The following is a 21,393-nucleotide window of genomic DNA, read 5'->3' as shown; positions in this document are numbered from 1 at the left end:
TTGTAATAGCGGGATAACGACTGCTGGAGGTGCTGGCGTTTAGCGCGGAGCAGAAGACGCCGCGTCTGAAAGGTGCGCGACCGAACCGCCCGATGCCCCGCACACCACAACGCCGCGACGTTCGACGCAGAGCACGTGGGCGATGGTTTCGAGGGCGGATTCGAACGCAAGGGCAGCGTTGATGAATGTGCGGGAAACAGCTCGGGGAATGGCGGGAAGCGCGAGTAAGAAGGGGCGGCAAGCCTTGGCGGCTGATCTGAAAATGTTCATCGGCGGTACCTGTCTGCGATTGGCTTTCTTGTTTTTTGTGTCGCTCGTTCGGCCTGCTGTCGGGAGACCCGACACCAGGCGCTGACGGCGATCGTCGGCAACCTGGAAATGACTCTATTGGAAAATAATTTCTACTTCAACAGCTTTTAGAATTAATTTCTATTTTCGTTTTGGTGCGCCCCGTCTGGGCTGTTGGTGGGTGTAGCGCAGTGCCTCACAGGGCATCTGCGTGTGCTTTTCACAGCACCACCACCCTGCCCTCCATCGCGCTGATTCTTGCGGCATCCAGCACCCTGGCCGAGGCCACCGCATCGTTTGCATCCACAGGATTACGCCCCTGATTCATCACCGCCTCCTGCCATTGCCGGTAAAACTCGGTCCAGCAGCCACGCTCCGACGGGACCCGCTCGCGGTGCTCGCCCTGCTCAAACCAGCCCCAGCGTCGGTGTTCTTCCACGCCCCAGCGTTCGCCTTCGGACTTGGGTGACAACCCGGCCAGTGCAGCAGCCTCCTGACCGTCGAGGCCCTCGACGGTATAGCAGCCCTGTGAACCGTTGACCCGAAATCGCGGGCCCTGGGCGTTTTGCAGGCAGTTGCCCCAGAGGTGCGAAACCACGCCGCTGTTATGGGTCAGTGAAATAAAGAAGCCGTGATCCACTTTCTGTTCAGGGGTCGCGAACTCAAGCTCGGCGTACACCCGCTTCACCGGCCCGAACAGCAGCAGCGCCTGATCCACCAGATGGCTGCCGAGATCCCGCAGAATGCCGCCGCCGCTTTCCTTGCCAACCGACGTGGGCGAATAGCGCTCGACACGGGACTCGAAGCGGCTGATGTCGCCGAGAACGCCCTGATCAATCAGTTTGCGCACGGTGAGAAAATCCGAGTCCCAGCGACGGTTCTGGTAAACGCCCAACAGCACGCCTCGGCGTTCGGCGGCGTCCACCAGTTCCTGCGCCGCCCGGGCATCCGGTGCAAATGGCTTGTCGCTGACGACCGGTACGCCGAGTTCGATGGCTTCAAGGATCAATGCCCGCCGGGAGGCCAGCGGCGTCGAAATCACCACCGCATCGACCCCGGCCGCAACCAGATCGGCCAGGCTGTCAAAGGCCGGGACTTTGGGGTAGTCGTTCCGCAGGTCCTGCCGGCGTTCCGGCGAACGGGTGACCACGCCGGCAAAGGTCACGCCGGGCTGGCTGGCGATCAGCGGTGCGTGAAAATAGCGCCCGCCCTTTCCGTAGCCGATGAGTCCGATTTTCATGGGTGAATGTCCTGTCCCTGCAGAAGCGTGTTCAATACTGACGGGCCTTGGCCAACGCCGCTTTTTGCCGCTCGTACGCCTCGGCGGTGGTACCGGTGGTCGACACCTGCGCCACGCCCACGCGCCACCACGACAGGTAGCCGTGGATCATGGTTTTCGGCAGTACCTTGATGTCGATCAGCGTCGAAACGGTCTGCCTGCGCGCATCAGCCAGTGCCGCTTCCAGCTCTTGGGCGTTGCTGACTTTGTAGGTCTTGCAGCCATAGGCCGCGGCACTCATCGCAAAATCCACCGGCACGAAGTCGCCATCCAGCTGACCGGTCTCGGGATTGCGGTAGCGGAACTCGGTGCCGAAACTGCCCATGCCGTTGCCCATCTGCAAATTGTTGATGCAACCGAAGGCCATGTTGTCGAGCAGTATCACGTTGATCTTGCGCCGCTCCTGAATCGAGGTGGCCAGTTCCGAGTGCAGCATCATGTAGGAACCGTCGCCCACCAGGGCGTACACCTCACGCTGGGGCGCTGCCATTTTCACGCCCAACGCGGCGTTGACCTCATAGCCCATGCACGAATAGCCATACTCGACGTGATAACTGTCGACACTGGTGCTGCGCCATGCCCGCTGCAGATCCCCAGGCAGACTGCCGGCCGCCGCGACGATCACCGCGTCCGCGGGCAATTGCTGGTTGAGCACGCCCAGCACTCGGCTCTGGGTCAGGCACGAACCGGTCATCTCGATGAAGTCGCGCAGCACCTGCGGATCAAGATGGCCGCTGACTTCCGGCTCGAAGTCTTCGGTCTGGTATTCCACGGCGTACAGCCGATCCACTTCCGCCTCCAGAGCAGCCCTTGCCTCGCGCGGCTGATCGCCCCACTGCGCGCGGTAGTCGCCCAGCTGATCCGCCAGGGAACGAAGCGCCAGCCGCGCATCGGCCAGCACCTGCACGCCATCGAGCTTCTGCACATCGAAGGCGCCGACGTTGAGGTTGAGGAACTGCACCTCAGGGTTCTGAAACAGGGATTTCGAGCCGGTGGTGAAGTCGCTGTAACGGGTCCCGACGCCGATGATCAGGTCCGCTTCCCGCGCCAGGGTATTGGCCGCCAGCGTGCCGGTCTCGCCGATGCCGCCCATGTTCAACGGATGGGCGGAAACGATGGCGCTCTTGCCGGCCTGGGTTTCGCTGAACGGAATGCCGAAGCGCTCGGCGAACGCCTGCAGCTCGGCGGCCGCGCCGGAATAACGCACGCCGCCGCCACAGATCAGCAGCGGTTTGCGTTTGCCTTTGAGCAGCGTCACCGCGTCGTTGAGCATTGCTTCGGTAGGCGGACGACGGTCGATGCGGTGCACGCGTTTTTGCAGGAAGGAATCGGGGTAGTCGTAGGCCTCGGCTTGTACGTCCTGGGGCAGCGCCAGGGTGACCGCGCCGGTCTCGGCAGGATCGGTGAGCACGCGCATGGCGTTGAGGGCCGCGCTCATCAGTTGTTCGGGGCGGTTGATGCGGTCCCAGTATTTGCTTACGGCCTTGAAGGCGTCGTTGGTGCTGATGCTGAGGTCGTGGAACTGTTCGATCTGTTGCAGCACCGGATCAGGCTGGCGACTGGCGTAGACATCGCCGGGCAGCAACAGCAGCGGTATGCGGTTGGCCGATGCGGTGGCTGCGGCGGTGATCATGTTGGCGGCGCCGGGGCCGACCGATGAGGTACAGGCGTAGATCTTGCGGCGCAGGCGTTGCTTGGCAAACCCCATGGCAGCGTGGCACATGCCCTGTTCGTTGCGGCCTTGATGAACGATGAGGTCGCCGCGGTCCTGCTCCAGGGCCTGGCCCAGACCGAGCACGTTGCCGTGACCAAAAATGGTGAACACCCCGGCGACGAACTTGCTCTGCACGCCGTCGACTTCGACGTACTGGTTATCGAGAAACTTCACCAGGGCCTGGGCCATGGTCAATCGAGTCGTGGTCATGCTTGCACCTTGTTGTTATTGGCGGTGATGAAAGCCCTGGGAATGGTTAGCGGACTTGGCTGACTGGGCTGAATATTCAGACTCAGCGATGATCCCTGTGGGAGTGAGGTTGCTCACGAAGGGGCCGGTCCGTCTGGCACATCCCCAGTGGCCATACCGCCGCCTTCGCGAGCAAGCTCGCTCCCACATTGACCGCGTTCAGCAAACGATTAACGTTGTTCCCCTACTTGGCCGTCGGCATGCTGAATTCCGCGCCCTTGGCGATGCTGTCCGGCCAGCGCTGCATGACGCTTTTGTAGCGGCTGTAAAAGCGCAGGCCTTCTTCGCCGTAGGCATGGTGATCGCCGAACAGCGAGCGTTTCCAGCCGCCGAATGAATGCCAGGCCATCGGCACAGGGATCGGTACGTTGATGCCCACCATGCCGACCTTGATGTTGCGCGCAAACGCCCTGGCAATACCGCCGTCGCTGGTGAAGCACGACACGCCGTTGCCGAATTCGTGGGCGTTGATCAGCTCCACCGCCGAGGCAAAATCAGGCACGTGGACGATCCCCAGCACCGGCCCGAAGATTTCTTCTTTATAGATAGTCATTTCCGGCGTCACGTCATCGAACAGCGTGGCGCCGACGAAGAAGCCCTGTTCCGCGCCCGGCACGCTGAAGTTGCGCCCGTCGACGATCAGCTTCGCGCCTTCCTGCACGCCATGGGCGATGTAGCCCTCGACCTTGGCCTTGTGCACCGCCGTGACCAGCGGGCCCATGTCCGAATCGGCGTTCATGCCGTTGCCGACCTTGAGCGCATCGATGCGCGGCAGCAGTTTGTCGATGAGTTTCTGCCCCACGTCTCCTACCACCACAGCAATGGAGATCGCCATGCAGCGCTCGCCCGCCGAACCGTAGGCCGCGCCGATCAACGCGTCGGCGGCCTGATCCAGATCGGCATCGGGCATGACGATCATGTGGTTTTTGGCACCGCCGAGGGCCTGCACCCGCTTGCCGTGGGCCGTGCCCTGCTGATGAATGTATTCGGCGATGGGCGTAGAGCCGACAAACGAAATCGCCTCGATACCCTTGTGCTGCAACAGCGCGTCCACGGCCACCTTGTCGCCCTGCACCACGTTGAACACGCCATCCGGCAGACCCGCCTGCTTCAACAGCTGCGCCATCAGCAGGCTCGCCGACGGGTCGCGCTCGGACGGTTTGAGGATGAAGCAGTTGCCGGTGACCAGCGCCATGGGGATCATCCACAGCGGCACCATCACCGGGAAGTTGAACGGCGTGACGCCGGCGCAAACGCCCAGTGGCTGACGCAGGTTCCAGTTGTCGATGCCGCCACCGATGTTGTCGCTGTAGTCGCTTTTCAGCAGGCTCGGCGCGCCACAGGCGAACTCGACGATCTCGATGCCACGCACCACTTCGCCCTTGGCATCGGAAAACACCTTGCCGTGCTCGCGGCAGATAATGGCCGCCAGCTCGTCGTGGTGCTGGTCGAGCAGTTCCTTGAACTTGAACATCACCCGCGCACGCCGCAGGGACGACTGATCCGCCCAGGCGGGAAACGCCGCCTGGGCAGCAGCGACGGCTTCATCGACGGTCTTCAGTTCCGCCAGCGCCACCCGGCCCTGCACGGCGCCGGTAGCCGGATTGAACACATCGCCGAAACGCTCGGCGCTGTCGTGAATCTGGCCGTTGATGTAGTGGCCGATGATCGGGGCGTTGCTCATTGCGGGCTCCTTCAAAATTGGATTAAAGATCCAGCAGCCAACTGTGCTGCGGATCGTTGTGGAATTGCCAGGCGCGCTTTGGCCCGGCCATCACATTCAAATAATAGGATTCATAGCCGTACGGCACGCTGACCGGGTGGTAACCCTTGGGCACCGTGACCAGATCGTTGTTCTCCACGGCCATGGCCTGATCGATGCTGCGATCATCGGTGTACACGCGCTGGAACACATAGCCCTGGGGCGGGTTGACCTGATGGTAATAGGTTTCTTCCAGGAAGCTCTGGTGCGGCAAATCATCCGTGTCGTGCTTGTGCGGCGGGTAGCTCGACGAGTGGCCCGAGGGCGTGCGCACCTCTACCACCAGCAGCGAATGCGCCGGTTCGGAATCGGGAAGGATGTCGCAGACGTATCGGGTGTTGGCCGCCCGGCCGCGCACGCTGCGTTTCATCGTGTCGGGGGTGATCACGCGCGCCGGCAGGTCTTTGGACGCATCGCCCGGCGCAGCGCACACGGCAATCTGCACCGCGCTCAACGCCGTGACTTCGGCCTGACTGCCCGGCGGCAGGTACACGGCGAAGGGCGATTTGTCCTCGAACACGGACTGCCGATCACCGAGGTTTTCCCAGCTGAAACCGCCCTGCCCCGGCGCCTCGCCGCTGACGCTGATGCGGCCGCTGAGCAGCACCAGGCAGATTTCCTTGTCGCCCGTATTCACCGGCAGACGTTCGCCGACGCTCAATCGGTGGGCGGAGAAGCCGACGTACGTCAGCGCGCCGTCGGCCAGCGCGACGACATCGCGCCCTTCGGCCTTGCTCTTGACCAAGAGATTCATGTTCACAGGCTCCTCTGTTCAGGCGGTTGTTGAGGTGCGTTCTGTTGTTGGGCCGCGCTGTTCAACTGCGCGGCGGCCAGCAAATGGCGCAGGGTCTCGTAGCCCTTCTTCGCGTAGGCATAGCTTGGCGCAACGGCCGGGTCCTGTTCCGCCTCGACCACCAGCCAGCCTTGATAATCCGCTTGCATCAGCACGTCCAGGAGCGCGGCGAAATCGATGTCGCCATCGCCGGGCACGGTGAAGGTGCCGTTGACGATGCAGTCCGGAAAGCTCCACAAATTGTTGCGCGCCAGCTGCACCACCGGCTTGCGCACGTCCTTGAAATGCACATGGCAGACGCGATCGATGTGTGTGCTCAGCACTTGAAGCGGTTCACCGCCCCCCATGTAGCAGTGACCGGAATCGAACAGCAAGCCGACCTCGTCGCCAGTCAGGGCCATCAGCGTGTCGATGTCCTCCGGCGATTCCACGTACGCGCCCATGTGGTGGTGATAGGCCAGACGCACGCCTTGGGACAAGGTGAACCGGGCCAGCTCGGTGAGCTTGTCGGCGTAGGCCTGCCAGGCACTGGCGCTGTGGAAGCGCGGTCGTTCGACCAGTCGGATGCGCTGGCCCTGAATCGAATCGGCCACTTCGCCGTAGACCAGCACCGTGGCGCCGTTGTGCTTGAGCAGTTCGACATGGCTGGCGATGGCGTCGATTTCCTCGGCCGCCGAACGGCTGGCGAGCCGACCGGAATACCAGCCCGACACCAGCGCCAGGTCATAGGGGCGCAACACATCGGCCACGCCTTGGGCGTCCTTGGGGAATTTGCCGTTGAGCTCGAAGCCTTCGTAGCCGATTTCCTTGCCCTCGCTGAGCGCGGTTCTCAGGGGCGTTTCGCCACCGAGGGCCGGGAGGTCGTCGTTGCTCCAGGAAATCGGGTTGATGCCAATTCGGATTGCAGAAGCGGGCATGGCTGCACCTTTATTGTTGTTATCACGTTCAACTGAACACACAGTCCGCGGGTTCGGACTTCAAGCCCGGGCGTCGCGCCAGGACTCGATCAGGAAACCGAAGTTGCTCTGCACCCGAGTGATCAGGTCCGCGTCATCGATTTCGCCTTCCAGCCAGGCTCGGCTGGGCTCATGAAAGATCGTGCGGCCCACGGCAAACCCCCGGCAGGTGGTGCTTTTCGCCGCCTGACGAAAGCCGGCCGCCAGGGTTTCGGCGGGCGCGTTCAGCCCCAGCAACACCACACCCCGGCAGTACGGATCACGCTCGTGAATCAGCGCGTCGAGCTGTTCCCAGACCTCGGCGGACTGCGATTCGATTTTCCACCAGGCCGGGTAAATGCCGAGGTTGTAGAGGCGCTTGAGGGAACGGTAGATGACATCCGGATGGGTCGAAGGATGATCCTTCGGCGGAATCACTTCCAGCAGCAGTTCATGACCGCTGGCCAGCGCTGCCTGATACAGCCCCAACAACTGCGCTTCCTGTTCCAGGCGCAGCATCGGTTCGTCGTCCGGGTGGTATTGCACCAGGCACTTGATGATCTGTTCCTGAGGCCAGCTTTGCAGGGTGCTGCCCACCGAGCGCCCGTGCTCGAACGCCAGTGGGCGCGAGCCTTGCACTTCCACCGGACGTGCCACCCACCAGCCGCGCCCGCTGGCCGCATTCAGTGAATCCTGACCAAAGCGCTGGTCCGCCAGCACGCCGACATCGGCGGCGATCCCGCGCTTCTCCAAATCGGCCTCAACCCGCGCCACCGCTTGCACGAAAAGCTGCTTGAGCTGGCCGATACACGCCGGATCGCGCCCGGCCTTTTGCGCCAGTTCGACCAACTGCCCGCGATGATCGAAGGCGAAGATGAACAGCGGCTGCCATTCGCGACGTGGCACGCTGACCCGGTGCAGACGTTGCAACACCGCGTCCTGATCGGGTCGGGTGATCGGAACCGGGCTGTTGAACAGGTATTCCAGCTCGACCAGCGTCGGCATGGCTGGCGCGCAGGCGTGCCGCGACACCACCAGACCGCCGCAGGCATTGGCCAACTGGCAGCAGCGCTCGTCGCTCTCGTCGCTGAGCCAACCCTTCAGGAAACCGGACATGAACGCATCGCCTGCGCCGAGGACATTCAGCACTTCCACCCGTACGCCGGGGTAAATCGCGCCGTCTTCCAGCTTCGCCGGAATCGCCCCGTGAATCACCGTGCAGCCCTGGGGCCCGAGCTTCACCACCAGCGTCGCGGCACTGAGCTCGCGAACCCGGCGCAGGGCGCTGAGCAAATCGGTCGAGCCGCCAGCGATGAGGAATTCTTCTTCGGTGCCAACGATCAGATCGAAGCGCGGCAGGATGCGTTGCACGTGCTGGCTGACAGTGTCGTTGGCGACGAAGCGGGTTTCGCCGTCAGCCTTGCCGGCCAGGCCCCACAGCACCGGGCGGTAATCGATGTCGAGGACGCGTTTGACGTTGTGTTTTTCGGCGTAGTCCAGCGCCTGACTGCTGGCGCGGAACACCTGATCGGTGGAGAAGTGCGTGCCGGTGATCAACAGCGCCTTACTGGAGGCGATCTGAGCCTCATAGATGTCTTCAGGCTGCAGCGCCATGTCGGCGCAGTTCTCGCGGTAGAACACCAATGGGAAGGTTTCGCGGTCCTTGATGCCGAGCAGGACCATGGCGGTCAGGCGTTCGGCGTCGACATTGATGCCGCTGACGTCGCAGCCCTCCCGCGCCAGAGATTCCACCAGGAACCGGCCCATATGGTCGTCGCCAACGCGGGTCAGCATGGCTGATTTCACGCCCAGCCGTGCGGTGCCAAAAGCGATGTTGGCGGAGGAGCCGCCGAGGTATTTGGCGAAACTGCTGACGTCCTCCAGGCGCGCGCCGATCTGCCGCGCATAGAGATCGACGCCCAGGCGCCCGAGACAAATCACGTCCAGCTGACGCCCGGTGGCAAAACGAGTCTGGCCCATGCCGGCCCCTCTTCTTTTATTGTTATGGGTTTGATTGCTGATGCCCTTGCCCACAAGCGAGGTGCTTGCAAGCGAGTTCGTGGATGCAGACTAGAACGGCGCCCGGGCTTGATCAATGAATTTTTCTAAATTATTTTCATGTGGAATATTTATTCCACTTTGCATTGCAGGTCGCAGCCTGCAAAACTGGCCGCCTGTCCTACCGGACACTCCGCCACGCCACCACCTGCCAAAGGATTCGCACGTATGTCCAGCCTCGATCAGCCAGGCTCGCCCGAAACCGGAGCCGACGGCGCAACGCCCGTCACCGCTGCGCCGGAGACCGCCGATGCCCTGCTCAAGCTGATCACGGCCGAATACGAGAGCCTGCCGCGCCAGCTCAAGCGCATTGCCAGTTACACGAGCCAGCAGAGCGACCGGATCATGGTCGACCGCATCAGCGACATCGCCCGGGAATGCGAGGTGCATCCGTCGGCCATCGTGCGGTTTTCCCAGCGCTTCGGCTTCAGCGGGTTCAGCGAAATGCAGGCGCTGTTCCGCGAGGCCTACACCCACAAAGCCACGCCGGTGCAGAACTACCAGCAACGCATTCGCAGCATGATCGCCAACAAATCCCAGAAGGCCAGCGCGGGCGACCTGGCCCGGGAATGCGTCAACGCTACGCTGTCGGGACTGGAGCGGCTGGCGCTGGAACTGGACGACGAGGCCTTCGAGAAAGCCGTGGACCTGGTGGTCAACGCCGACAACATCTACGTGGTCGGGGTGCGACGCTCCTTCGCCGTCGCCGACTATCTGGTCTACAACCTGCAGCACACCAACAAGCGCATCCACCTTATTTCCGGCCTCGGCGGCAGTTACCGCGAGCAGATGCGCAGCGTGCGCGCCAACGATCTGGTGATCGCCATCAGCTTCACGCCCTACGGCAAGGAAACCCAGCACTGCCTGCGCATCGCCCAGCATCATCAGGCCAAGACGTTGATCATCACTGACAGCAACCTTTCTCCCCTGGCCAAGCGCGCCAATGCCGTGTTGCTGGTCAACGAAGGCAGCTCGTTCGCCTTTCGCTCGCTCAGTGCCACGCTGTGTTTATGCCAGGCGCTGTTCATTGCCGTGGCCTATCGCCTGGAGCTGAAGGTGGACGAAATCGCCGAACAGGCCGGTTTCGACGACTGACAACTGAAGACCTTGTACAAACCCGACGAGCTGTACAAGTTCGGCATAGCTTTTTAACATCACCTGCGTAATGATCGGCTGCACTGCAAATGGAACACGCATCTGAGCTGCATCTCGCTCGCAAGGTCATGGATCAGGACCACACCTCAATCACTTGCCTGAGCCGCCATCATGTTTTTTGACTCGTCCAAGAATAAAATCATCCAGGACCTGCAACTGACCGTCGCCCATCAGGACAGTCTGTTGGAGGCGATCAATCGCTCGATGGCCAGCATCGAATTCGATCTGAACGGTGTGGTGCTCAAGGCAAACGACAACTTCTTCAAGACCATGCGCTACCGGCCCGAGCAGGTCATCGGTAAAGAGCACCGCATGTTCTGCACCCCCGAACACGCGCGCAGCCCCGAGTACGCCCAGTTATGGTCGCGCTTGCGTAATGGAGAGTTCGTGTCGTCGACGTTCCAGCGCGTGGCGGGCGATGGCAGCACCGTATGGCTGGAGGCCAATTACAACCCGGTCAGGGACTCGGACGGCAAGGTCACCCGGGTGGTCAAATACGCGATGGACGTCACCGCCAAACTTCAAGCCGAGAGCGAAGCCCACAATAAGCTGCAGGCCATCGACCGCGCCATGGCAGTCATCGAGTTCGATCTGGACGGCACGATCATCGCTGCCAACGACAACCTGTTGCGCTTGCTGGGCTACAGCCGGCAAGAGCTGCTGGGTAAAAGCCACAAGTTGCTCTGCCCCCCTGAGTTCACTAAAAGCACCGAGTATCAGGACTTTTGGCGTCGGTTGAACAAGGGCGAGTTTTTCAGCGATCAGTTCAAGCGCGTCGGCAAGCACGGTCAGACGCTCTGGCTGGAAGCGTCCTATAACCCGGTGTACGACGCCGCTGGCAAGCTGTGGAAGGTGGTGAAGTTTGCGTCGGACGTGACCGCGCGCATCGAAAAGCACGAGCAGGATTCCCAAAGCGCTGCCCAGGCGTATCACATTTCGGTGCAGACGCAGAAGTACGCCGAGCAGGGCACCCTGGTGATTCAGCAGGCGGCTAGTGAGATGCGTCAGATTTCGCAGAACATTGATGATTCGTCGCGGATCATTGGTCAGTTGGGTGAGCGCTCGGAGCAGATTACGGCGATCGTGAATACGATTCGCAGTATTGCGGATCAGACGAATTTGCTGGCGTTGAATGCGGCGATCGAGGCGGCCCGGGCCGGTGATCAGGGCCGTGGCTTTGCGGTGGTGGCCGATGAGGTTCGGCAGTTGGCGGGGCGCACGAGCCGGTCGACGCAGGAGATTTCGGAGATGATTCAGGTGATTCAGGCCGAGACGCGTCAGGCGATTGTGAGTATGGACAATACGCGGAGTACGGCGGTGAAGGGTGTGGATCTGGCGGATCAGGCGGGGGATGCGATTGTGCAGATCAGTTCGGGGACGAATGATGCGGTGGATGCCGTGAGGATGTTCGCTGGGCGGGATTGACCCTTAAGGTCAAGAGCGTCTGTCTGGGGACAGACTGTTTCGCCTTCGGCGAGTTACTTGATAAAGCCCCAAGTAACCAAGGGCTTGTGCTCCTGGTTGGGTTCCTCCTTCGTCGGAATACCCTCACTCCGACGACGCTCCGTGGGCCCGCGCCGAACGGACATCCATGTCCTGGCGGCGCTCTCGCCGCATCCATGCGGCTCGGCCCACTCCGCGTCGTCTGCGTTCGGCCTGCACCCAAGTCGCGATTGGCGGTGTTTGAACCTTCTCTGTATGAGATCAAAAGCAAAAGCTTCCCGGCTAAAGCCGGTCCTACAGTCAGAGCCGATGCCACTGACTGCACGCGCTGCTTTTTGTGGGACTGGCTTTAGCCGGGAAGAGGCCAGTTCAGGCGCTGGCGATTTCAGGATCTTTGAAGGGGACTGATTTATTTACAACGCTTCACCGTAAATTAATCTGTCCCCGGCCTGCCCAACTGGCCCATCTCCCCACTCACAACTGCCCTTCATTCCTGAGCCGCATGGCTTTCGCCCGTTTTTCCAAAACAACGTAAACCACCAGCGCAATCATCAGCGGGATGAGGAAGTAGATCACCCGATAGCCAATCAGCGCAGCCAGCAGTTGGCCTTTGCTGAATTGGTGTTGCATGAGGGTGATGAAGACGGTTTCGAGCACGCCGAGGCCGGCGGGGATGTGGGCGATGACGCCGGCGATGCTGCTGATGAGCAGGATCCCGAGCACGGCCGGGTAGAAGGCTTTTTCCGGCAGCAGCACGTAGATCAGCAGCGCCATCAATCCCCAGTTCAATGCGCCCAGCAAGGCCTGGCGCATGGCCTGATTCAGCGATGGCAGCACAAACTGTTGCTTGCGAACGGTCCAGGTGCGTTTCTTGGAGAAGCGGCAGGCCAGGAAGTACGCCAGGCAGACGGCCAGCAGGACGAAGCCGATCAGTTGCAGCGTGGTGTCGCCGATCTTCCAGCCTTCGGGCAGGTCAACGAAATCACCCGCGAACACAAACCCGGCCAGCAGCATGTAGCCCAGCCAGTTGGTGATCAGGCTCAGGCTTAGGATGCGGGTGATGGTCGGCACGTCAAGGCCCAGCCGTGAATAAAGGCGATAGCGAAGCGCGATGCCACCGACCCATGAGCTCAGGTTGAGGTTGAAGGCGTAGCACACGAAGGTCACCGGGATGATCTGTTTCACCGCCAATTTGTGTTCGGTGTAGCGCCGGGCCAGGACGTCGAAGCAGCAATACGTCAGATAACTGCCCGCAGCGATGACGAACCCCAGCGCCAGGGTGCTGAGCTTGTAGGACTCCAGCGCGTGCATCACCTCGTTCCAGTCGAGGTTTTTCATCAGTGTGAACAACAACACAGGCACGGCGATGAAGAAGAACAGCGTGAAGGCGCGCTTGGCCCACGTCAGCCACGGACGACTCTTGCCCGTGTCGGCCGGTTTCTGCTCGTGTGTGGAAGCTTGGGAGACGCCGGTCATAGAGATTTCTCCTGATCGGCCGGTACTTCATTTTTAAGCGCAGCGGCTTCCGGCAGGGTTTCCGGCGCGCGCAGGGGTTTCAGGCGTGGGCCGTGCACCGGAAACAGGCCGGCAATCGCCGGGAAGTGCCGCAGAAAGTGGAAGCTCAGGAAAATCATCGGCGCGCGCCACCACTGCCCTTTCGCCAGGCCCTTGAGGTTGACTTGTTTGCTGTGGGCCACGGCCAGGTCGCGCAGGTGTTCGTGTAAGCGCTGGTTCAAGGCGTGATCGCGGATGAACAGATTGGCTTCCAGATTTAGCGCCAGGCTCAGCGGGTCGAGGTTGCTGGAACCGACGGTTGACCACTCGTGGTCGATCAAGGCGACCTTGCCGTGCAACGCCCGTTGTTTGTATTCGTGGATGACCACGCCTTCGCGCAGCAGCCAGGTGTACGTCAGGCGCGAGCACACGCGCACGAAAGGCATGTCCGGTTGGCCCTGAAGAATCAGCGTGACTTTTACCCCGCGTCGGGCGGCGTTGCGCAGTTCACGCAAGAACCGGTAGCTGGGGAAGAAGTAGGCGTTGGCGATGGTGATGCGCTGAGTCGCGTTGCGCATCGCCAGCAGGTATTGCTCTTCGATGTCGGTGGTGTGGTTTCGGTTGTCGCGTTCGGCGAGAAGCATCCGCGCGCTGCCGGCCTGACGCGTCACCGGCTTGAGCGGCGTAAAGGTTTTGCGCACGGCCGGGCCGAGCATGCTCAGCGTCGAGCGATAGATGTCGGCAACAATCGGCCCGCGCACCAGTACGGCGTAGTCCTGCTTGGCGGTGATGCCGGTGTCGGCCATGTGGTCGACGCTGTAGTTGATCCCGCCCATGAACGACGTCTCGCCGTCGATCACCACCACTTTGCGGTGCAGGCGCCGAAACAGGTTGGTACGCATGCCCATCAGTTTCGGGCGCGGGTCGAACAGCTGAATCTGCACGCCGGCTTCGATCATCTTGCTGACGAAGGCCGTGCTCAGGTCGCTGGTGCCGTAGTCGTCCACCGTGATGACCACGCGCACGCCACGGCTGGCGGCAGCAATCACCGCCTGCTGCAAGCCCTCGCCCACCCGGTCTTCGAAAATGATGAACGTCTCGATCAGCACCTCTTCGCGCGCCGCACGAATGGCGTCGAACACCCGGGCGAAAAAGTCTTCGCCATTGATCAACAACTCTACCGAGTTGCCGTCGCGCCAAAGGCCGCACATGGCGCCCATCGCTCTCATACCCCTCATAGCGTTACCTCCACCGCCAAAGGCGCATGATCGGAAAGGTGCGACCAGGGGCGATTGGACATCACCCTGGGCGACCGGATGTGCGCGTTGCGCACGTAAATGCGGTCCAGCCGCAGCAACGGAAAGCGTGCCGGAAAGCTTTTCGCCGGCGCACCAAAGGATTCAACAAAGACCTCGCGCAGCCCGGCAGGATTCAACACGTCATCGGCCTTCTGCCGCCAATCATTAAAATCCCCGGCGACGATCACCGGCGCATCGGCTGGCAGACGCCCCACCAGATCGGCGATCAACTTCAGCTGCTGCTGGCGATGGACCTCTTTCAGGCCCAGGTGCACGCACACCGCGTGCAGCTCGCCAAAATGCGGCACGTCCAGCACACAATGCAGGAGGCCGCGCTCTTCGGTGCCGTGGATCGAGATATCGAGGTTTTCGTGACGGAGGATCGGGTACTTGGACAGCAACGCATTACCGTGATGGCCGTGGGGATACACGGCATTGCGGCCGTAGGCGAAATCCTTCCACATGCTGTCGGCGAGGAATTCGTACTGCGAGGTGGTCGGCCAGTTCTTCACGTTCTGCGCATGGTCCTGATGCTCGCCGTGGACTTCCTGCAGGAAGACGATATCGGCGGACACCGAGCGCACTGCGTCGCGCAGCTCCGGGAGGATGAAGCGTTTGTTGAGGAAACCGAAGCCCATGTGCATGTTCATCGTCAGCACGTTAAGGGTGACCGAGGCCGACGCGCTTTGTCGTCGGCCGTTGAGGTCTTCGGGGATCAGGGCACTGGTCACAACGTGGCTCCATGCAAATCGCCTGGCGCAACTTCCAGGTTTTCAGTGAGATTGAAACGTTCAAGTAACCGGCGCGCGTCGTAGGGGGCGCGGACCTTGATGTCATTGTCGAAATAGCAAAAAACGTCGCGGGACTTCCGCGCGCGCGGGGCTTTGTCCACGATCAGTTGAGCATCCTTGGGCTGCGCGCCCCGTTGCCAGGCATCGATGCGGTCGCCCCAGTGCCTGATCGCCTCGTCGGAATAGCCGCTGGCGTACAGTTCCTTATCGCCATGCAGGCGCACGTAGACAAAATCGGTGGCAAGGTCTTCCACATGGGGCCACTTGCCGGCGGTGTCCGCCACCACCAGCGCCACCTTGTATTTGCGCAGCAGCGCGACGAACTCAGGCACCAGAAAGCTTTCATGGCGGATTTCAACGGCGTGACGCAGCTTCAGGCGCGCCGGAATGTCCAGATAACCCGGCTGCTGCAAGCGCTCTGCGCATTTGCTGGCGCAGGCCTTGGCGGCTTTACCGTCGTGGGGCAGCAGCTTCAGAAAATGCTCGAAGCGATCGGCGTCGAATTTGAAGTTGGGCGCGAACTGCCAGAGGATCGGCCCCAGTTTTTCCTTGAGCTGAAAAACACCGGAGGCGAAAAAATTGGCGACGGGTTCGTCGATCTCTTTAAGGCGGCGGACATGGGTGATGTAGCGCGGGCCCTTGACGCTAAAAACAAATCCCTTTGGCGTGTCGTCGTACCAGCGCGCGTACAGCTCAGGCGATTGCAGCGAATAGAACGAGCCATTGATTTCGATGCTGTTCACGGCTCTGGAGGCGAATTTCAACTCGTTTTTCTGCGTCAGGCCGTCGGGATAGAAATCCCCGCGCCATGGCGTGTAACGCCAGCCTGAAATGCCGATACGAATGTCGCCCATGCCTGTGCTCTCTGATGTCCTGCCGCGGCACCTGCCCCGACACTGGTGAACTAGAGATAAGAAGCTTGAGACCGTGGCAGGTTCCCTGGCTTTTTGCCGGCGTTGCGGCGCAATTTGCCGCAGGCTGCGCCACCGCCCGCCCTCAGGACTCGGCCGAGGCCCTTTTGATCTTTTCTCGCGCGCCGCAGATATTCATCTGGCACCAGCGGCGGCGACCATTTTTTGAGGTATCGAGAAACAGCCAGTCGCAGTCCGGCGTGGCGCAGGCCTTGAGCCGGGCCAAATCGCTGGAGGTGAGCAACGTCGCCGCCTGAACCGCGAGACGACCGATAAACCCGGCCGTCATCGAGCTCAGGTCTTCACCGACACGCCAGCGCCAGATCACACCCGCCGGGGTCAACACCAGCAGGCGCTGGTCGGCAGTGTCGGCCAGCGCCTGATTCAACCCATGAAGGCTGGCAGGGTCGGTGTCATGGTCCAGCGCCATGGGCAGCAACAGCCGATACAGCGCTTCGCGAAAATCGATCAACTGTTGAAACGCCGTGAGCGTGTGCCAAGAAGAACGCCCCACCACGGCCATACAGTGCTGATGCTCTTCAGCATCGATAATCCCGGCATGGAAGAACCAGTGGACGATGTCCTCCAGGTTGCTCAGTTTGTCGACAACCTCCCGCAACCCCGTGCCCGGGCGGCGGCCGTCACAGGTGTTGAGGTAATCCAGCACTGCGGCCCCGCCAACGAGGCGGATGGCATTGATCTTCAGTTGTCCGATAGACATGGCATGCCCTCAGTGTGCAGCGACGAGGGAATGATGACAGAGAAGTGAGGGATTGCTGGTGTTTCGGACGGTTGTGGGGGAGGAGGAATGAGCAAACCGGGTCAGTCATCTTCCGGAGGCTCATAACACCTAAGGACGCCTTTGAGCCAAGGGTCGACAATTTCGACTTTCAAATCTCGCAAGTAGGGGTCACGCTCAGGACACTGGTGAGCATCCGGGCCGTAAATATCAACCAAGAGGTATCTGCCGCCAGGCTCGTCAAACGCATAAACGAGCCAGTGGTCCCGATCTGCCTCTACGCCCCGGCGAACAGTGCGATAAAAAGGGTCGCTAATCTTCGCCCATCGAGCGGTGATGGCAGGGTCAACGGTGAACTGGACGTGGTGCAGCGGGAGGGGATGGATGTAGCCGTCGCGGCCGAATTCATTGGGTAAAATGCCGCAAAGCTTATAGTTGTAGAAAGCAGTGTAGATGACACCCCAATCGGAGACACCCTCTCTGAAGAGCTCTGTTACTTCAACGCGTGGATACAAAACTCCTCACTTAGTCAGCGGCAGTTTGCCATGCTGAACAAAGTATTCGTTTTTTTCATCACTGGCTTTGATCGCCTGTTTCAGTGCTTCGGTCAGGCTCACGCCGCTCGTGCTAACGCGGGGTTTTGGTCGATCGGCGACCGGTTCAGATCGCTTCTGCTGGATCGTAGCCATTGCGGCTCTCCCTCGTGAGTAATTGCATCGCCGATGCTACGCCCTACCTTAAATTTGATCAATGAAGCAGCGAATATCATCATGTTTCAGCGGCCATGCCCCATCTGCGAAAGGATACCTCCAGACATCGGGAACCGTTCGGTCAACTTTGCAACCTCTTGAAATCCCGCCAACCTCAATCTCACAACCGCCTCAGCACGCCCCTCCAAGCTGCGCCAGACTCGCCGCCAGCTCGCTCTTGCGGAACGGTTTGGTCAGGCGCGGCAGGTCCGGATCAAGCCCTTCATGTTCGGCATACCCTGAGACCAGCAAGATTGCAGTCCCGGGCCGGGCGTTTCGGACCCGTCTGGCCAGGTCGGTACCACTGATGCCCGGCATGAGGTGGTCCGTGACGATCAGGTCGACAGGCTGCCCGGTGCTCAGCAGTTGCAAGGCTTCCTCGCCGGAGGAGGCTTCGATCACGCGGTAGCCCAGGTCGGCCAGCATGTATGACGTGCTGGCGCGCACCAGCTCTTCATCGTCGACCAGCAGTGCGATCCCGCGCAGGGAGCGTCGGTCCGGCGCCTCGTCGATGCGCAAAGCGGCTGCCGGCAGGGTCATGGCGCGTGGCAGCCACAGCTCTACGTTTGTCCCCAGACCCGGCGAGCTCTGAATCGTCAGTGCACCGTTCAGCTGGGACGCCAGGCCATGCACCATCGACAGACCCAGCCCCGTGCCTTTGCCGACGCCCTTGGTGGAAAAGAACGGTTCCACCGCCCGGGCGAGCGTGGAGGCATCCATGCCAATGCCGGTGTCCGCGACGGACAGGCAGAGGTAGTCACCGGTCGGCAGCCTGGAGCGGTGACCCGTGCACACCCACTCGGTGCTCGCCGAGATCCGCATCGTCCCGCCTTCAGGCATGGCGTCGCGCGCGTTCACGGAGAGATTAAGCAGCGCCATCTCAAGCTGGTTCGGGTCCGCGATCGCGGCTGGCAGATCAGGTGGCGCATCGACGACGACCCGGATTTGCGGCCCGGTGGTGCTGGCGACGAGATCGCCCATGCCATTCACCAGCTTCGCCACGTCGACCGATACCGGCTGCAGCGGCTGACGGCGCGCGAAGGCCAGCAACCGCTGCACAAGTGTCCTGGCGCGATCGGCCGATTGCACGGCGCCGGAGATCAACCGCTGCTCACGTTCACCGCCCACGCCTCGGCGCTGGAGCATATCGAGGGTGCCGACGATGGGGGTGAGCAGGTTATTGAAGTCATGGGCCACGCCGCCGGTCAGCTGCCCCATGGCTTCCATCTTCTGACTCTGGCGCAGCGCCTCCTGGACTTCTTCCCGCTCGGCGATGGCCTTGGCAATCCGCCCTTCGAGCGTGGCATTGAGTTCGCGCAGCTCTTCCTCGACGTCCTTGCGGGCGGTGATCTCAACCACCGTGCCGGTGACACGCAGGCAGCGGCCGGCGGCGTCGAACACGCCACGCCCCTTGGCGGCCACCCAGCGAATCACGCCATCGTCCCTGCCGACGGTGCGGTAGTCGACGTCATAAAGCGCGCGGCGTTCAGGGTCGCTGGCCGCCTTGAACGCCGCGATCGTGGCGTCCCGGTCCTCGGGGTGCAAGCCGTCGTAAAAGTCTTGAATCGTAACTGGCACGTCAGCCTGAATGCCGAACATCGCCTTGGTTCTGGGCGGCCAGATCAGCGTGTCGTGAACGATGTCCACGTCCCAAAAACCGAAGTCGGCGTGTTCGACGGCAAGGCGCAGGCGCTCTTCGCTTTCGCGCATTCGCATCTCGGCGCCCACCCGCTCCACATGCGCCCAGCAGCGCTCGACGACTTCCCTGACCAGCAGGACTTCCGAGGGCAACCAGTCGCGAGGCTGATCCTGATGAACCGCCATCATGGCCGTCAGCCGGCCATTCTTGACCAGCGGGCAGCAGATGATCGCGTCGATGCCAATGCCCCGAAACATCTCCAGGCCCTCGCTGGCGCCGAGCTCTGCGCCCACGTCGCGCACGATCAGCGTGCGGCCTTCGCGCATGTCAGCCGCCGCCCGTGGGCCGAAAAGGTCGAGGCTGTAGGTTCCGGCCGAGCTCTGAATGCCAGCCGCGTTGTAGTCGCTGCGAATCCAGAAGCGGTCATTGTCGACGTCGACATCCGCGTAAGCGCAGCGCGACACATTGAGCCTGCGCCCGAGCATCTCGGTGGCGACAAGCATCGCGTCTTCGGCCCGGCGAATATTGAAAAGGCGGCTGTCGAGCTCATCAAAAAAGCTCAGTCGCGCCGCGCTCTCTTGCAGCGCCGCTTCGGCCTGGTGCTCGGCCGTGCGGTCGCGGAAGATTTTCACGAAGCCGCCCTGATCCGTGGCCAGCGGCATCATCAATCCGGAGCCCCAGAAGCGCGCACCATTCTTATCAACGTGCCAGCGTTCGTTGATGGCCCGCCCCCGCGCCATGGCGAGTTCGAGTTCGCCCTGGAACACTCGCTCGGCCTGGTCCGACTCGGTGTAGAACAGATCGCCCCCACGCCCCATGACTTCGTCGGCACGGTAGCCGATCACGCGCTGGGCGCCGATGTTCCAACCGGTGACCGCACCTTTCGTGTCGAAGGTGATGATCGCGAAGTCCTCGGCGCCTTCGACGATCTGGCGGTAGCGCGCCTCGCTGCTGCGGATTGCGTCCTCGGCTCGCGCACGGTGCACGACGAGGCCCACCGTTTTGACCACGAAATCGCAGATCTCAAGATCCGCCGATAACGGCTCGCGCAGATCGGCGTGATACATGACAAAAGTACCGAGCATGGCGCCCTGCGCCGACCGGATGGGGATTGACGCGCAGACGTGCAAACCGTGGCCGATGGCCTGCGCCCGGAACTCGGCCCACTGCGGGTCGTGGGCAATGTCGGACACGGTCGCCAGTGGGTTCGGGGTCGTCGCGCGACTGCCTGAAACAGCGCCTGGGCTGACGGTGATGTTTTCCACAGCGTTGATAAACGGAGGGGGCAGGCTCGGTCCGGCGCAATGCTGCAGCTGACCGCCCTCCTCGCTCAGAAGCAGGATGCTGCCCAGGAAGCGGGACGGCGACAGCGCCTCCACCTCGCGGACGATCGCGTCCAGGGCAACATTCAGCGGCGTTTCTTCAACAGCCAGTTCAAGGATACGGTTCTGCGCGGCCCCGAGCGCAGCCGCGCGATTGCGTGCCTGGGTCAGCCGTGCGTTCTCGATCGCGATGGTTGCCAGCCGCGCCAGGCTTTCCAGGCGCTTGACCGTGTCGTCGTCGTGACTGCGGACCTGCGACCAATAAGCGCCGAGCGCCGCGACCGGAACGGGTCGACCGATGGGTGCCATGACCAGGCTACGGACGAAGGTTGGCGCGTAGGCGTCCTGCGGGATGCGTGGATCGAGCCGGACATCACGGATCGCAATCGTCTCGCCGCGACGTATGACCCATCCCGAAACGCAGTGGTCGGCCGGATAGGTCTGACCTTGCCAGAGCGGTGAGACTGCATCCTCCGCAATATAAGAACAGCGTCCCTCATCCTGAATGATGACCGCAACGCCATCCGCGCCGACCGTGGCACGGGCCACATCGCGGAGCACGGCGACGACCTCGTCCACTGATTCCGCCATCACCAGCCGCTCACTGGCGTTCAGCACATGAGACAGGCGCTCATCGCCGCTAGGATCGACTGGAACAGTAGTCAAACGGATCTCCCGACATCGCCACGGCATCCCGCAGACTGGTTCGAACTGGACAGGGTAAAGCGGCATTGTATCGGGTAACTCTTCGCCCTCGACACGGCTTGAATCAGC

At 61.8% G+C, this 21,393-nt stretch carries 17 protein-coding genes and 1 pseudogene; 3 read left to right on the top strand and 15 right to left on the bottom strand.

Translation table 11 applies throughout. The features are described from left to right. Positions 1–39 precede the first annotated feature (39 nt). The 7 genes from ACYASU_RS14650 to ACYASU_RS14620 form a co-directional block, all read right to left on the bottom strand. On the bottom strand, positions 40–270 hold the full coding sequence (locus ACYASU_RS14650; RefSeq protein WP_463583209.1) for a hypothetical protein: 231 nt from the start codon (positions 268–270) through the stop codon (positions 40–42). A 238-nt stretch (positions 271–508) separates the two neighbouring features. Next, positions 509–1,528, bottom strand: coding sequence for a Gfo/Idh/MocA family protein (locus ACYASU_RS14645; protein WP_463583208.1), 1,020 nt, complete (start codon positions 1,526–1,528; stop codon positions 509–511). 31 nt (positions 1,529–1,559) lie between these two features. Next, the gene (gene iolD / locus ACYASU_RS14640; protein ID WP_463583207.1) at positions 1,560–3,491 is read right to left on the bottom strand and encodes a 3D-(3,5/4)-trihydroxycyclohexane-1,2-dione acylhydrolase (decyclizing); all 1,932 of its coding nucleotides are present in this window, start codon (positions 3,489–3,491) and stop codon (positions 1,560–1,562) included. 223 nt (positions 3,492–3,714) lie between these two features. After that, positions 3,715–5,214: a CoA-acylating methylmalonate-semialdehyde dehydrogenase gene (locus ACYASU_RS14635; protein ID WP_463583206.1), complete on the bottom strand. Its 1,500-nt coding sequence runs from the start codon at positions 5,212–5,214 to the stop codon at positions 3,715–3,717. 22 nt (positions 5,215–5,236) lie between these two features. Further along, positions 5,237–6,046, bottom strand: a complete 810-nt coding sequence (gene iolB, locus ACYASU_RS14630) for a 5-deoxy-glucuronate isomerase (protein ID WP_463583205.1) — start codon at positions 6,044–6,046, stop codon at positions 5,237–5,239. A 2-nt stretch (positions 6,047–6,048) separates the two neighbouring features. Next, positions 6,049–7,002 carry a myo-inosose-2 dehydratase gene (gene iolE / locus ACYASU_RS14625; RefSeq protein WP_463583204.1) on the bottom strand — a complete coding sequence of 318 codons (954 nt, stop codon included), beginning with the start codon at positions 7,000–7,002 and terminating at the stop codon, positions 6,049–6,051. Positions 7,003–7,062: 60 nt separating this feature from the next. Beyond that, the gene (locus ACYASU_RS14620; protein ID WP_463583203.1) at positions 7,063–9,000 is read right to left on the bottom strand and encodes a bifunctional 5-dehydro-2-deoxygluconokinase/5-dehydro-2-deoxyphosphogluconate aldolase; all 1,938 of its coding nucleotides are present in this window, start codon (positions 8,998–9,000) and stop codon (positions 7,063–7,065) included. Positions 9,001–9,246: 246 nt separating this feature from the next. Here ACYASU_RS14620 and ACYASU_RS14615 point away from each other — a divergent pair, with 246 nt between their 5' ends. The 3 genes and pseudogenes from ACYASU_RS14615 (at position 9,247) to ACYASU_RS14605 (ending at position 11,658) form a co-directional block, all read left to right on the top strand. After that, entirely contained in the window at positions 9,247–10,173 is a 927-nt protein-coding gene (locus ACYASU_RS14615; protein ID WP_463583202.1) for a MurR/RpiR family transcriptional regulator, read from the top strand. A 171-nt stretch (positions 10,174–10,344) separates the two neighbouring features. After that, a pseudogene (locus ACYASU_RS14610) lies at positions 10,345–11,121 on the top strand (PAS domain-containing protein); the annotation flags it as partial. Next, positions 11,107–11,658 (top strand): methyl-accepting chemotaxis protein, encoded by a 552-nt coding sequence (locus tag ACYASU_RS14605; protein ID WP_463583215.1) that lies wholly within the window; start codon positions 11,107–11,109, stop codon positions 11,656–11,658. The pseudogene ACYASU_RS14610 and the gene ACYASU_RS14605, both read left to right, overlap by 15 nt. 492 nt (positions 11,659–12,150) lie before the next feature. On the opposite strand, the gene ACYASU_RS14600 is transcribed toward ACYASU_RS14605, so the two are convergent. From ACYASU_RS14600 to ACYASU_RS14565, 8 genes are all read right to left on the bottom strand, one after another. Continuing rightward, the gene (locus ACYASU_RS14600; RefSeq protein WP_463583201.1) at positions 12,151–13,152 is read right to left on the bottom strand and encodes a lysylphosphatidylglycerol synthase domain-containing protein; all 1,002 of its coding nucleotides are present in this window, start codon (positions 13,150–13,152) and stop codon (positions 12,151–12,153) included. Then, on the bottom strand, positions 13,149–14,399 hold the full coding sequence (gene clsB, locus ACYASU_RS14595) for a cardiolipin synthase ClsB (RefSeq protein WP_407073252.1): 1,251 nt from the start codon (positions 14,397–14,399) through the stop codon (positions 13,149–13,151). Before clsB ends, ACYASU_RS14600 begins: the two co-directional genes overlap by 4 nt. Positions 14,400–14,404: 5 nt before the next feature. Continuing rightward, positions 14,405–15,199, bottom strand: a complete 795-nt coding sequence (locus ACYASU_RS14590; protein ID WP_463583200.1) for an endonuclease/exonuclease/phosphatase family protein — start codon at positions 15,197–15,199, stop codon at positions 14,405–14,407. Next, complete coding sequence (locus ACYASU_RS14585) at positions 15,196–16,113, bottom strand: DUF72 domain-containing protein (protein ID WP_423572574.1); 918 nt, start codon at positions 16,111–16,113, stop codon at positions 15,196–15,198. The genes ACYASU_RS14590 and ACYASU_RS14585 overlap by 4 nt, the downstream gene beginning before the upstream one ends. 142 nt (positions 16,114–16,255) lie before the next feature. Beyond that, complete coding sequence (locus ACYASU_RS14580; RefSeq protein WP_463583199.1) at positions 16,256–16,891, bottom strand: CGNR zinc finger domain-containing protein; 636 nt, start codon at positions 16,889–16,891, stop codon at positions 16,256–16,258. A gap of 101 nt (positions 16,892–16,992) precedes the next feature. Next, positions 16,993–17,424, bottom strand: a complete 432-nt coding sequence (locus ACYASU_RS14575) for a type II toxin-antitoxin system YafO family toxin (protein WP_463583198.1) — start codon at positions 17,422–17,424, stop codon at positions 16,993–16,995. 6 nt (positions 17,425–17,430) lie between these two features. Beyond that, on the bottom strand, positions 17,431–17,598 hold the full coding sequence (locus ACYASU_RS14570) for a hypothetical protein (protein WP_463583197.1): 168 nt from the start codon (positions 17,596–17,598) through the stop codon (positions 17,431–17,433). A 192-nt stretch (positions 17,599–17,790) separates the two neighbouring features. Next, the gene (locus ACYASU_RS14565; RefSeq protein ID WP_463583214.1) at positions 17,791–21,210 is read right to left on the bottom strand and encodes a PAS domain S-box protein; all 3,420 of its coding nucleotides are present in this window, start codon (positions 21,208–21,210) and stop codon (positions 17,791–17,793) included. Between the last annotated feature and the right edge of the window lie 183 nt (positions 21,211–21,393).

This window comes from Pseudomonas sp. HP_12, assembly GCF_055283955.1.
Note: the sequence above shows the minus strand (reverse complement) of the source record. Positions and strands in the feature narration are given on the sequence as shown.